Below are 12570 nucleotides of genomic sequence, written 5' to 3'. Positions count from 1 at the left end.
GATCGCATAATGTATCGACTGGGAAGGAATCCGTTTCAGTTAGCGCTTAGCGCTCAGGCGTTTACGCGACTTGCAATTCCGTCCTTCAATGTTATATGTAGGTAATTACCTACATGGAGGTGCGCCTCATGAGCATCACGACCCTTTCCAGCCGAGAACTGAATCATGACGTCAGCAGCGCCAAGAAGGCGGCAAAAAGCGGCCCGGTTATCATCACAGACCGCGGCAAGCCTTCGCATGTCCTCATGACCTATGATGAATTCGAGCGCTTGAGCGGCAAGCACCGTAGCCTTATCGAGGCTCTCGCTATGCCGGGTCTCTCGGCAATCGATTTCGAGCTGCGCCGAGTTGAAATCAGACCTCGCGAAGTGGACTTGTCTTGAAGTACTTGCTGGATACCAACGTTATCTCGGAACTACGCAAGGTCGGCGACGGCAAAGCGGATGCCAATGTCGTAGCGTGGATTGGGGCAGAAGATGCGGCTCACTTCTTCATCTCGGCCATCACAGTCCTCGAATTGGAGCGAGGAGTGCTTAGCGTGCAGCGCCGGGATGCCGCACAAGGCGCGCGGCTGCGCTCTTGGCTCGACAGCCAGGTTCGACCCGAGTTCGCAGGTCGCATTCTGACGGTCGATGATACGGTTGCGACTCGTTGCGCGCACTTGCATGTTCCCGACAGGCGCAACGAAGCAGACGCCTTGATTGCCGCGACTGCTTTGGTCCACGACATGGTAGTCGTGACTTGCAATGTCAGGGATTTCGAAGGCACGGGTGTTGTGGTTGTCGATCCATGGCAAGGCTGACGATCGTCTCAGCCGCCATACTACCTCCGAACTCAGTCCGCTTCAGTTCGAATCCTTTCACATCAGGATCTTTGTCGATTGGTCAGTCGAGTGGCATTGAATTTCTCCGCTTTGGCGGATCCACGGTCTGAGCCCATAGTCTTACCGGCCCGTTCGCGGGCCTATACAACCTCACATTAGGTCGCCGTCCGTAGCGGCTGCACCATTATCCCGTTTTCGACGGGCACGGGCTCAGGAGAACGGGACCAAACTCAAGATCGGCGTTTGAGAGCCAAAAGGATTCCCGGTCCGTCCACCTGGATCCGTCAGGGCGAGCTCGACCATTGTCGCTCGCAATCGCGGATTTCCCGCTCTCGATACGCCTTGCTCACGATTGACATTGCCGCTTTGCCAAGGCGAGGGGGCGAGGCCCGCGTAAGATGCGATTTGGCGTCGATTATCGAAGTGTCGGAACAGGCCTTCCGTGTAGAGTAGATGCGATTTGGCGTCGATTATCGAAGTGTCGGAACAGGCCTTCCGTGTAGAGTGGCCTTTTCTCCTCTATTGTGCGCCGCTGCGGCTGAGCTGGCTTTGAAGCGGAAGCTGTCGTTCCCGGTTTCCAAGATATGGCAACGGTGGGTCAGGCGGTCGAGCAGAGTCGGACGCGCGTATTCACCACCGGTATGGTCATCAATGGTTCTCAAGGGAAGGAAATCCGCTCGATCCTGCTCCGATCCTCGCAGCCCTTAATGCCTTGGACTCGATCATCGGCGACGTCGTGCCGCGCGAGGACTTCGAGGACACCAATGATCGGGCCGCGTTCGTTGGCGCTTCCCAGGGGGCCATCGTTGCCCTGGACGCCGTGGCATCGGGACGTCGGCAGGTGGGCGCCGCTGGTTTCGTTCGCCGGGCTCCTGCCGCCGCAGCCTCGTAAAGCGATAATCGGAATTCGATAGAGCTATGGCGGCATTTGGTTGCAGTTTTATGAAGCCCGAAAGGTACGTTGTTATCGAGCCGCGGGCGTAAGAAATTTGAACCGACCGCGGCGGCTAACGGTTGCGAGTCGTTCCGCCGGTTACAGGCGGTTGATTGAACCCCAAACCATGGAGAGCCTCTGGTGCCCGGTCGAAGTGCGGCCAGCCGTTCGCCTTCTGCAGGTGCAGCGCTTTCGAGAGTTCCCAGGTGCATCAAGGACGCGCCGAGATAGCGGACTTCCCGCTTTTAAGACGCCGCACCTGCAGTCCGAATGACTAGCAGCCCCTGTCAGCCGCGCGAGATCATCTCGACGACCAAACCTCCGAGGCGGCCAAAAGGATCTGCAAGGTCCAGAACGACGCTCATATGGTTGAAACCCGGCGTCGACATCAGTTGCACGGCACTATCATCGATGCTCAGCTTCTTGCTCAGCGCCAGTGCCTGTTCATGAAACGGGGACGTTTCTTCCGCGCCAAACGCGATTATTCGCCGGGGCGAAGGCAACTGGTTTGCCGTCAGAGGGGACCATGCGGCGGCCTCCGCCGGGGTCATCTTGGCCTCATCACGCAGGAAACTGTCCGGGATTTCAGACAGATCGTATATGCCGCTCACCAGCAACATCTCCTGCAGAACGGGCAGGGCAGGGCGCTCCGTCTCTCCCGGGGCTATGGCGGCGAGAAAGGAAGCAAGATGCGCGCCCGCCGAGTGGCCGCTAACTGTCATTTTGAGTGGGTCTGCGCCAAAATCGGCCGCATGATTTTGGAGCCAGACCACCGACCGCCGCACCTGATCCACCAAGACTTGCAGGCGTTGACCGGGCATCAGGTCATATTCGACGATAGCGGCGATGCCCCCGGCTTCAAGGACGGGAGCGGCGACCAAACGATAGTTTTCCTTCTCACCGGATCGCCAGTAGCCGCCATGAACGAAGACATGTAGTGGAGCGCCAGCCTTGAAGTTGTCAGGCAGGATGACGTCCAGGACCTCCCTGTCACGCGCGCCGTACCGGATATCGGCCATCAGCTTGGACCTGGCTGAGAGCTGCCGGCTGCGTTCTGCAAATTCGGCAGCGATAGTGTCGAAGTCGGGCACGAAATCGCGAATTCGGTAGAGATCTTGTGACGTCATCGGGTTCCTCCAGAGTCAATAGTCTACTGCGTAGTACTTTGCCTCCATAAACTCCAGAATGCCGGTGACGCCGCCCTCACGGCCAAGGCCGCTTTGTTTGACGCCGCCAAAGGGTGCGGCCGGATCGGACATCAGTCCCCTGTTGATCCCGAGCATGCCTGTCTCAAGCCGTTTGCCGACTTTCATCGCCCGTTTCAGATCCTGGGTGTAGACGTAGGCGGCAAGGCCGTATTCGGTGTCGTTCGCCAATTTGACAGCTTCGTCTTCAGTAACGAATTTATAGACCGGCGCGACGGGACCAAAGATCTCCTCACGCGCGATCGCGGCGTCTGCAGGCACGTTTTCGAGAACGGTCGGCGGATAGAAATAGCCGTTTTCCGAAAGCGGCTTGCCGCCCGTCGTCGCGCGTGCGCCGGACGCAATGGCGTCCGTGACCAGCCTGTCGATCTTGCGCACCGCGTTGGTGGTGATCATCGGGCCGCACTGGGTTGCAGGATCGTAGCCCGGACCGATCGCCAGCGCGGCCATGCGCGCCGTGAGGCCGGCGACGAAGGCATCGTGGATGCCGGCCTGGACGTAGAAACGGTTGGCGGCGGTGCAGGCCTCGCCTGCATTGCGCATCTTTGCGATCATCGCGCCGTCGAGAGCAGCCTCCAGGTCTGCGTCGTCGAAGACGATAAAGGGTGCATTGCCGCCGAGTTCCATAGAGCAACTGACCACGGATTTCGAAGCTTCGGCAAGTAGCGTCCGGCCTACGCCAGTGGAGCCAGTGAAGGAAAGCTTGCGCACGCGGGGATCGGCCAGCATGGCGTTGGTCACCGCGCCCGGATTGCTTGTTGTCAGCACGTTGACGACGCCCGCGGGTACGCCGGCCTCTTCGCCAAGGCGTGCCATGGCATAAGCCGTCAGCGGCGTTTCCGAGGCCGGTTTGAGGATCACCGTGCAGCCCGCGGCAAGAGCCGGACCGATCTTTCGGGTCGCCATGGCGGCCGGGAAGTTCCAGGGCGTGATAAGGACCGCGATGCCGATCGGCTCGTGATCGACAATGATATGATGCGAGCCCGACGGCGTGTGGCGATATTCACCAGGAATGCGCGTCGCTTCTTCCGCATACCAGCGAAAGAATTCGGCGGCGTAAGCGACTTCACCGCGCGCGTCAGGCAGCGCCTTGCCGTTTTCCAGTGCGATGAGCGTGGCAAGCTCTTCGGCGTGTTGCGTCATGAGCTGGAACCAGCGCCGCAGGATTTCTGAGCGTTGGCGGGCTGGCGTGGCGCGCCAGGCGGCGGCAGCGGCGTGCGCCGCATCAACGGCGCGCATCGCATCTTCAACGGAAGCATCCGCGACTTCGGCCAGTTTTTCGCCCGTGGATGGGTCCATGACGGCTATTCCTCCGCCCTTTCTCCATGTGCCGCCGATGTAGAGGCCTTCCGCGTGACGAGCAGGATTGGCATATCCGTTGATCTGGGCATGAAACGTCATGATGGAAGTCCTTTTCAGTTCAGGCGCGACCGGTCGCCATGATAGGCGGCGGCGATGAGGTTTTGCATGTCGTCGAGGTTCAGGGGCCGCGGATTGTTCTGGACGAGGCGGGCAATGCCGATGCTTTGCTCGGCAACCCAGCCGATCCGGCTCTCTTCAAGACCAAGTTCACGCAGCGTCGGGGGAATACCTATGCACGCGAAAAGGGAAGTAAGGCCGGGAACGACATCGTCCGGCCCGTCAAGACCGGCGGCCTGCGCTATGCTTCCAAGCTCGTCCTGAATGGCCGGCGCGTTCCATGTCATGACATAGGGCATGAGGCAGGCAACCCCGAGGCCATGCGCGGTATGGGTAAGCGCGCCAACGGGATACTGAATGGCATGGGCCGCTGCGGTTCCGGCTACACCGAAGGCAAGTCCCGCGAGCGTGGCCCCGAGCATGACCTTTTCGCGCGCGCTTCGATCCGTGCCGTCCTTGCAGGCAGCCTCCAAACCCTGCCAGAGCAACGAGATGGCACGCAACGCAAAATGATCGGACATTTCGTTTTTGCCGACAAAGACACGCTGTTGCGCGATGCCGGGCACGGGGTCGCGGCGAATTGCGGTGAAGGCTTCCAGCGCATGGGTCAAAGCGTCCGCCCCCGCAATTGCCGTCAGCGCGGGCGGGCAGGTGAGGGTGAGGTCCGGATCGCAGATGGAAACGGTTGGAATGAGGTGAGGGCTGGAAATACCGACCTTCAGGCTCCGCTCGGCATCGGAAAGCACGGCGACGGGGGTGACCTCGGAGCCCGTGCCAGCGGTGGTCGGAATTGCTATAAGCGGCATCACGGGGCCCGGAACGGTATGCTCCCCATAATAATCCTGCGGTCGCCCGCCATGGGTCAGGAGCAGAGCCACGCATTTGGCCATGTCGAGGCACGAGCCACCGCCGATGCCGATAACGAGGTCAGGAGCGAAGTTTCGGGCGCCTTCCGCGCTTCTTGCCGCGGAGTCGACCGGTACATCCGGCAGAGTGGAACTGTCGATCATGACCGCGATGCCGGCATCTTCGAGTTGCCGGACGAGCGCGAGAAAATCGGCATCCGCGGAAAGGCGCATATCGGTGACGATCAGCGCGCGCCGGCCCAGCCGGGCGGCAATATTCCCGAGAGCATGCCGTTGTCCCGAGCCGAAGAGCAGTTCGCGCGGCGCCCTCACTGTGCCGAAAAGGTTCATTTCCACATCTCCTCCGTTGATTCAGGCGGCCTCGAGCGCCAAAAGACTTTCCAAAAGTGGTTGCGGCAGCTCTATCCCTGCGTTCTCCGCCGCAATGCGGCGCCTGCGTGCGCCATCGCCCGGTATCGCCACCGGTTTTCCGGGGTCGGATGCCGGGGATCGGCGCAGATGGTCGAGATAAGCTGCAAGCGAGCGGGCGTTCCCGTGTCCAGATGCCGCATTGATGAGGATGAGAAGATCACCCTTGTTGGCGGCATGGATATCGTCGAGCGTACCATGCACATCGGGCGCGAGATCGGAGCCGGCAAGCGCGGCAACGAGGAGTTCGATCGCAAGTCCGAGGCCGTAGCCCTTGGCGCCGCCGAACGGGGCGATTGCCCCCGACTTGGCCGCATTCGGGTCCGTCGTCGGGGAACCTTTTGCATCCACGGCCCAGTCTGATGGAATGGGCGCGCCGCGCATTGCGTGGTTGTTGATTTTCCCCATCGATACGACGCTTGTCGCAAGGTCCAGCACAAAGGGGTGATCGCTGGAGGGAATGCCTATGGCGACGGGATTGGTTCCCAGCAAGGCCCGCGTTCCGCCGAAGGGATGAACCAGGGCCTCACTGGTCGACATGACGATGCCGATCAGGCCGCTTCTTGCTGCAGCCTCTGCGTAATAGGCCAGCATGCCCATATGGTTGGCGTTGCGGATCGCAGCGATGGCGATCCCCGTCTCGCTCATGACTGGCCGGATCGTTTCCATTGCATGCATCATGACGACCGGTCCAAGGCCGCGCTCGCCGTCGATGCTGAGAAACGATCGACTGCGCCATGTCGCCGTTCCATATGTGCGCCCGTCGGCGAGCCCCTTTTCCAATCGCGAGAGGAGGAGCGGCAATCGCTGTAGGCCATGCGAGGGCAAGCCTCGCAATTCGGCTTCCAGCAGGAGATCGGCTTGGAGATGAGCATTGGCAGGTGGCGTCCCTCTTGCTTCCAGGAGAGCGATCGCCAGTCGTCGAAGCCGTTCAGGCGACATCCTCATTCTAAAATCCTATATCAGATCATATACGATATTGTATTTGACATACGATATCTTATTTGCAACAAATGTCAGCGTGTCAAGAAGCAAGCCGGAGATTGAAGGTGGCATTTGCAGCGGAACGAGAAATCAAAGGGACGAGCCTGCGTCCGAGCAGCGTGGTCGATGGGGTCTATGACAACATTTATCACCGCCTCATGTCCCTGGAGATCACGCCCGGCGCCCGCATTCCGATAGACGTGCTTGCACGCGAAATCGGCGTTTCTCAAACGCCGATCCGAGAGGCTTTAAGCCGCCTGGAGCGTGAAGGCCTTGTGCGCAAAGAGCATCTTGTCGGCTATAGCGCAGCACCTCAATGGACGAAAAAGCAATTCCAGGATCTCTATGCTTTCCGTCTTCTGGTCGAGCCGGAGGGTGCCAGGCTTGCGGCAATCGATATGACTCCTGAAGCGTTGCAGCAGCTTGAAAATTCTGCGGCAGACATGGGCAATGGCGACATGCCCGTCGATCGCAACACGCGATATTCACGCTTTGCTCGGGCGGATGCGCACTTTCATGATGCAATCCTCAAGATCGCCGGAAACGATGTGATCCGGAACACCCTTTCGAACCAGCATGTGCATCTCCATATCTTCCGGCTCATGTTCCATACGCGCGTGACGCAGGAGGCCCTTGAGGAGCACGAGAACCTGCTCATCGCTTTTCGATCAGGAGATCCGCAGGCTGCTTTCGATGCCATGCGCATCCATATCGAGCGCTCGCGTGATCGGCTGCTGTCGGCCTTCGAATGAACGCGGTTCTTTCCCCTCAACCCATGGCGCCGCCGGAAAGTTCGGCGGTCGCGGTTCTCCGGGCCGATTGCGTTGGTAAGGCCTACGGCCCAATCACCGTCCTGTCGGATGTGACGCTCGATGTCCGTGCGGGAGAGGTTCATGCCATCATCGGTGAAAATGGCGCCGGCAAATCGACGCTGATGAAGTTGCTGTCCGGATACGTCGCGCCGACGGACGGTGGCTTGCTGATGGATGGCGAGCCGAGGGAATTTCGAAACGCGGTGGAAGCGGAAGACGCCGGCATCGTGCTGGTGCATCAGGAAATCCTGCTTGCCCCGGACCTTACGGTAGCGGAAAACCTGTTTCTGGGTCGGGAAGTCGGCCGCGGCCTGATGGTGGATGACCGGGCCATGAACCGGCGTGCCACGGAACTTCTCGCGCGGGTCGGCTCGTCGGCGCGCCCGCGTGATCGTGTCGGAAAGCTGCCGCTTGCCCAGCGCCAACTGGTGCAGATCGCGCGGGCGCTTCTCGACGATCGAAAGGTCGTCATCTTTGACGAGCCGACGGCGGTTCTGGCGAATGACGAAGTTGCTGCACTTCTCGATATCGTCAGCATGCTGCGCAATCACGGCGTGGCAGTCCTTTATATTTCCCATCGCCTTGATGAGGTGCAGGCGCTTGCCGACCGCATAACCGTCCTGCGTGACGGGCGGATGATCGGCACCTGGCCGGCTGCAGGCCTGAGCCAGCGTGAAATGGCCGAGCTCATGGTCGGTCGCGAGCTGGAGATGCTTTATCCCCATAAACGCCCGCCCGCAGATGCAGCGCCTATCCTTTCGGTGACGGATCTGACGGTCAATCATGGCGCCGAGAGTGCCAGCTTCAGCGTCCGGCCGGGCGAGGTGCTCGGTATCGGCGGCATGATCGGCGCGGGGCGAACCGAACTGATCGAAGGGTTGATGGGTCTTCGCCCCTCACATGCCGGCAGCGTCATGCTCAACGGCAAGGATATCAAACACCGTTCGGTGCGCACGATGATGGAGGCAGGGCTCGTCTATCTGACCGAGGACAGGAAAGGGAAGGGCCTGCTTCTGGAGGAGAAGCTTGGTCCAAACCTGACGCTTCAGGCCCTTGATGCGGTCAATCCAGGTGGCGTGCTCGACAAGCGGGAGGAGCGCTCCCGGCTGGAGAAAGTGGTCGCCGACTACGATATTCGCGTGCGCTCACTTCGGCTTGACGCGGGAAAGCTTTCCGGCGGTAACCAGCAGAAACTGCTGCTGGCCAAGGTCATGCTGGCCGATCCTTCGGTGGTGATCATCGATGAGCCGACGCGCGGCATCGATATCGGCAACAAGAGCCAGATCTACGACTTCATCGACGCCATGGTGCGGGCGGGCAAGGCCTGCATCGTCATCTCATCGGAAATGCCGGAACTGGTGGGGCTCGCCGATCGCGTTCTCGTGATGCGGGGAGGCAGGATCGTCGCCGAACTGAACGGCGCTGAAATCAATGAGAAAAACATCGTCTACGCCGCCACGGTCGGCGGGCGTGACGACGTCGGGGAGGACGAAAATGACCACAGCAACCGCAACAATCACACCCTCTGACGACGGAGGCCGCATCCGCTGGGCGGACCTGGCGCCCTTCATCGCCCTTGCGGTGATCGTGTTGCTGGGCGCGTTGGTGAACTCCAACTTCGTCGCCTCCGCGAACCTGATCAACGTCGTTACCCGCAGCGCCTTCATCGCCATTATCGCTGTCGGAGCGACCTTCGTCATCGCTTCCGGCGGCCTCGACCTTTCGGTCGGCTCGATGATGGCCTTCGTCACCGGCATCATGATCATGGTGATGAACTATCTGGCCCCTTCATTCGGTGCCTGGGCCATTCCGATGGGAGCAGCGCTTGCTCTCGTGGTCGGGGCGCTATGCGGTCTGTTCAACGGGCTCATCGTCACGCTCGGGAAAATCGAACCCTTCATCGTCACGCTCGGCACGATGGGCATCTTCCGGGCTTTCATCACCTTCATGACCGATGGCGGGTCCCTGCCGATCGACCGGGCTCTGCGGGAGGCCTACCGCCCGGTCTATTTCGGTAGTCTCTTCGGCATACCCTATCCGGTCCTGATCACCTTCGTTGTGGTAATCCTGGGTGCGTTCCTGTTGTACAAGACCAAGTTCGGCCGCCGGCTGACCTCTGTGGGATCGAACGTCGAAGTCGCCCGCTTCTCGGGCGTCAACGTCGCCGCTGTGCGGACCCTCGCCTACGTGATCCAAGGCGTCTGCGTTGCCGTTGCGGCCATCTGCTACGTGCCGCGCCTTGGTGCCGCGACGCCGACGACGGGTCAGCTCTGGGAATTGCAGGTCATTACCGCCGTCGTCATCGGTGGCACCCTTCTGCGCGGCGGACGCGGGCGCATTGGTGGCACCGTGGCCGGCGCACTCATTCTCGAGGTCATCGCCAACGTCATGGTCCTTTCGGACATGGTCTCGGAATACCTCGTTGCCGCCGTCCAGGGTGCGATCATCATCATCGCCATGCTGGCACACCGCTTTACCGCCAACCGCTGAAAACAGCACTGACTTCAAAGGAGGAGAAAATGAAGTCTGTAATCCAGAAAGTCGGTCTTTTGTTATCGACCGCAGCATTGGCCCTCGTTCTGCCACTCGGTAGCGCGCAGGCCGAAGACAAGGTGACGATCGCCGTTTCCATTCCGGCAGCGACGCATGGATGGACCGGAGGCGTCGTCTATCACGCCGAACAGGCGGAAAAGGAGCTGGAGGCTGCGTTTCCGAACATTGACGTCGTTCTGTCCACGGCATCCTCGGCAACTGCACAGGTTTCCGCGCTCGAAGATTTGGCGGCCAGCCGCAAACTCGACGCCCTAGTAATCCTGCCGTTTACCTCTGAAGAACTGACGGGGCCTGTCGAGCAGATCAAGCAGAACGGCACCTTCATTTCCGTGGTTGACCGCGGCCTGACCGATCCAAGCGTTCAGGATCTTTACGTCGCCGGCGACAACATTGCCGTCGGCGCCAACACTGCCCATTGGCTCGTGGACAAGCTTGGAGGCGAGGGCCAGATCGTCGTTCTTCGCGGCATTCCGACTGTCATCGATGACGAACGCATCAAGGGTTTCTCTGATGTCGTTGCCAAGTCAAACATCAAGATCCTCGATATCCAGTATGCCAACTGGAACCAGGACGAAGCCTTCAAGCTGATGCAGGATTATCTCGCCAAATATCCCAAGATCGACGCGGTCTGGGCCAACGACGACGACATGCTGCTCGGTGTTCTCGAAGCGGTGGATAATGCCGGTCGCAAGGACATTAAGTACGCGCTCGGTGGCAACGGAATGAAGCAGGTTATCGAGATGGTGAAGGAGAAGAACGAGCGCACGCCGATCTCGACGCCCTATCCACCGTCGATGATCAAGTCGGCGATGTACATGACAGCCGCCCAGTTTACCGGACAGGCTCCGGTGCGCGGGTCGTTCCTGCTCGGTGCGCCGCTGATCACGCCGCAAAATGCCGACCAGTTCTACTTCCCGGCTTCCCCCTTCTGAAACGTAACGGCGCCCGGCCACTCCGGGCGCCGATCATTTAGTTCAAACAGGAGATACATTATGAGCGGCAAGAAAATCCTCATGCTGACCGGCGAGTTCACCGAGGAATATGAGATCTTTGTATTCCAGCAGGGGATGGAAGCAGTGGGCCATACGGTCCACGTCATATGTCCCGACAAGAAGGCCGGCGATCGCATCAAGACATCGCTGCATGATTTCGAGGGCGATCAGACCTACACGGAAAAACTCGGCCATTATGCCGACATAAACAAGACATTCTCCGAAGTGCGCGTCGAGGAATATGATGCCGTCTACGCGGCGGGTGGTCGCGGACCGGAATACATCCGCACCGACAAGCGCATCCAGGACATGGTCCGCCATTTCCATGAGACCGGCAAGCCGATCTTCACGATCTGCCATGGCGTGCAGATCCTGATGGCGGTTCCAGGTGTGCTCAAAGGACGCAAGGTCGCCGGCCTCGGTGCCTGCGAGCCGGAAGTCACGGCCGTTGGCGGCACCTATATCGACGTCAAGCCCACGGAGGCTTATGTCGACGGCAACATGGTGTCGGCCAAGGGCTGGACGGGGCTTGCCGCTTTCATGCGAGAGTGCCTCAACGTGCTCGGAACAAAAATCACGCATGCCTGAAACGGGAAAGCGTGAACCGCCCGCCCCGTCTTCTTCGGGGCGGGCTGGTGCACCAAAGGCGTTATCTTGATCACCCTCGGGGCAACGATCTTTCATTTGCGTTCAATGATTATGCCGAGATGACACCTTAGCGATCTGGCGGAACGTGTGTTGTTTGGCACTTAAACGTAAGAATGCGGCCGTTTCATTCTTGAGACCGGTAACTTGTCTCGGCTAGGCGGCGCGCAGGAGCGGCGGTTTGGCGTTGAACAGGGAGGGCCCGTTCGGCCATGGCCGTCGGGACGGTGCCCGCAAAAGATCGCGAAGCTCACCATTGATCTCGGCCGTCATCCCCTCGAACTCCTTCACGAAGGCTTCGTCGAGGTCTGCGAGCGAAGGCCTGACCAACTCGTGCGGCGGGCGCCCTGAGCTGGCGACATAGATCAGGAAAGTCCGGAACAGGGCGTCGGTCAGCCCCTCGTTTTCATAGAGCAGTTTCACATCGAACAGGTCTCGCGGATGCTGCCGGTCCACGGCCGCGTGCAGCTTTCCGCCGAACAGGTCCTCGAACGAGACGACCTGCATCTCGGCGAAACCGAATGCGTCCTCTACCGCTGCACTGACACGTCGGCGTTCGGTCGGATGCACGGTTCCGCGCGCAACGGGTGACGTCTCGATCTTGATCTCGGCATTTCCCTGTCGGACGAGAACGCGCGTGTCGTTGTTTCCGCCGCCGGCGATCCGCTGGACGCTCACACCGCGCAGATTGCGCATCAAGTCTTCGCGGATGTGCTCCAGTGTCGTGTCGATGTTCATCAGCGTCGTTTCACGGTCCTCGATCGGCAGGTAGGTCAGGTCGATATCGACCGAGAGCCGCGGCATGTCGCGATAGAAGAGGTTGATCGCGGTCCCGCCCTTCAGGGCGAAGGCCTCGTGACGGGCGATGAAAGGAAGGGTCCGCACCAGGAGATCGACCTGGCGCATGTATTGTTCACGGGCCATCCGGG

General features: G+C 60.1%; 12 protein-coding genes and 2 pseudogenes. 7 read left to right on the top strand and 7 right to left on the bottom strand.

Annotation, left to right across the window (positions count from 1 at the left end; all coding sequences use genetic code 11):
* Positions 1-128: 128 nt before the first annotated feature.
* Both BLJAPNOD_RS32200 and BLJAPNOD_RS32195 read left to right on the top strand, forming a co-directional pair.
* Positions 129-383, top strand: a complete 255-nt coding sequence (locus BLJAPNOD_RS32200; protein ID WP_077500258.1) for a type II toxin-antitoxin system Phd/YefM family antitoxin — start codon at positions 129-131, stop codon at positions 381-383.
* A complete protein-coding gene (locus BLJAPNOD_RS32195; RefSeq protein WP_115422820.1) occupies positions 380-802 on the top strand; it encodes a type II toxin-antitoxin system VapC family toxin in 423 nt (140 codons plus the stop codon). The genes BLJAPNOD_RS32200 and BLJAPNOD_RS32195 overlap by 4 nt, the downstream gene beginning before the upstream one ends.
* A 309-nt stretch (positions 803-1111) precedes the next feature.
* Here BLJAPNOD_RS32195 and BLJAPNOD_RS32190 read toward each other — a convergent pair.
* The 6 genes and pseudogenes from BLJAPNOD_RS32190 to BLJAPNOD_RS32160 all read right to left on the bottom strand — a co-directional run.
* Positions 1112-1276: pseudogene (locus BLJAPNOD_RS32190) on the bottom strand (transposase); the annotation flags it as partial.
* Between the two features lie 17 nt (positions 1277-1293).
* Positions 1294-1437 (bottom strand): annotated as a pseudogene (locus BLJAPNOD_RS36295) (ATP-binding protein); the annotation flags it as partial.
* Positions 1438-2044: 607 nt separating this feature from the next.
* Positions 2045-2884, bottom strand: coding sequence for an alpha/beta hydrolase (locus tag BLJAPNOD_RS32175; RefSeq protein ID WP_115422818.1), 840 nt, complete (start codon positions 2882-2884; stop codon positions 2045-2047).
* A 15-nt stretch (positions 2885-2899) separates the two neighbouring features.
* The gene (locus tag BLJAPNOD_RS32170; RefSeq protein WP_115422817.1) at positions 2900-4363 is read right to left on the bottom strand and encodes an NAD-dependent succinate-semialdehyde dehydrogenase; all 1464 of its coding nucleotides are present in this window, start codon (positions 4361-4363) and stop codon (positions 2900-2902) included.
* Between the two features lie 14 nt (positions 4364-4377).
* The gene (locus BLJAPNOD_RS32165) at positions 4378-5577 is read right to left on the bottom strand and encodes an iron-containing alcohol dehydrogenase (RefSeq protein ID WP_115422816.1); all 1200 of its coding nucleotides are present in this window, start codon (positions 5575-5577) and stop codon (positions 4378-4380) included.
* Between the two features lie 21 nt (positions 5578-5598).
* Positions 5599-6603, bottom strand: a complete 1005-nt coding sequence (locus tag BLJAPNOD_RS32160; RefSeq protein ID WP_115422815.1) for an Ldh family oxidoreductase — start codon at positions 6601-6603, stop codon at positions 5599-5601.
* Positions 6604-6698: 95 nt separating this feature from the next.
* Between BLJAPNOD_RS32160 and BLJAPNOD_RS32155 the strand changes: the two genes are divergently transcribed.
* From BLJAPNOD_RS32155 to BLJAPNOD_RS32135, 5 genes are read left to right on the top strand one after another with little or no spacing between them, the layout of a single operon-like run.
* On the top strand, positions 6699-7391 hold the full coding sequence (locus BLJAPNOD_RS32155; protein ID WP_173238077.1) for a GntR family transcriptional regulator: 693 nt from the start codon (positions 6699-6701) through the stop codon (positions 7389-7391).
* Positions 7388-8980: a sugar ABC transporter ATP-binding protein gene (locus BLJAPNOD_RS32150; protein ID WP_077500242.1), complete on the top strand. Its 1593-nt coding sequence runs from the start codon at positions 7388-7390 to the stop codon at positions 8978-8980. Before BLJAPNOD_RS32155 ends, BLJAPNOD_RS32150 begins: the two co-directional genes overlap by 4 nt.
* Complete coding sequence (locus tag BLJAPNOD_RS32145; RefSeq protein WP_077500240.1) at positions 8946-9941, top strand: ABC transporter permease; 996 nt, start codon at positions 8946-8948, stop codon at positions 9939-9941. The genes BLJAPNOD_RS32150 and BLJAPNOD_RS32145 overlap by 35 nt, the downstream gene beginning before the upstream one ends.
* A gap of 29 nt (positions 9942-9970) precedes the next feature.
* Entirely contained in the window at positions 9971-10936 is a 966-nt protein-coding gene (locus tag BLJAPNOD_RS32140; protein WP_077500238.1) for a substrate-binding domain-containing protein, read from the top strand.
* A gap of 60 nt (positions 10937-10996) precedes the next feature.
* On the top strand, positions 10997-11584 hold the full coding sequence (locus BLJAPNOD_RS32135; RefSeq protein ID WP_077500236.1) for a DJ-1/PfpI family protein: 588 nt from the start codon (positions 10997-10999) through the stop codon (positions 11582-11584).
* 213 nt (positions 11585-11797) lie between these two features.
* Here the strand turns inward: BLJAPNOD_RS32135 and BLJAPNOD_RS32130 are convergent.
* Positions 11798-12570: nucleotidyl transferase AbiEii/AbiGii toxin family protein (locus BLJAPNOD_RS32130; RefSeq protein WP_244611183.1), on the bottom strand; the 773-nt coding region annotated here is incomplete at its 5' end.

This window comes from Ensifer sp. M14, assembly GCF_003355565.1.
GTDB lineage: Bacteria > Pseudomonadota > Alphaproteobacteria > Rhizobiales > Rhizobiaceae > Ensifer.
This window is presented reverse-complemented; position numbering and strand designations above follow the sequence as displayed.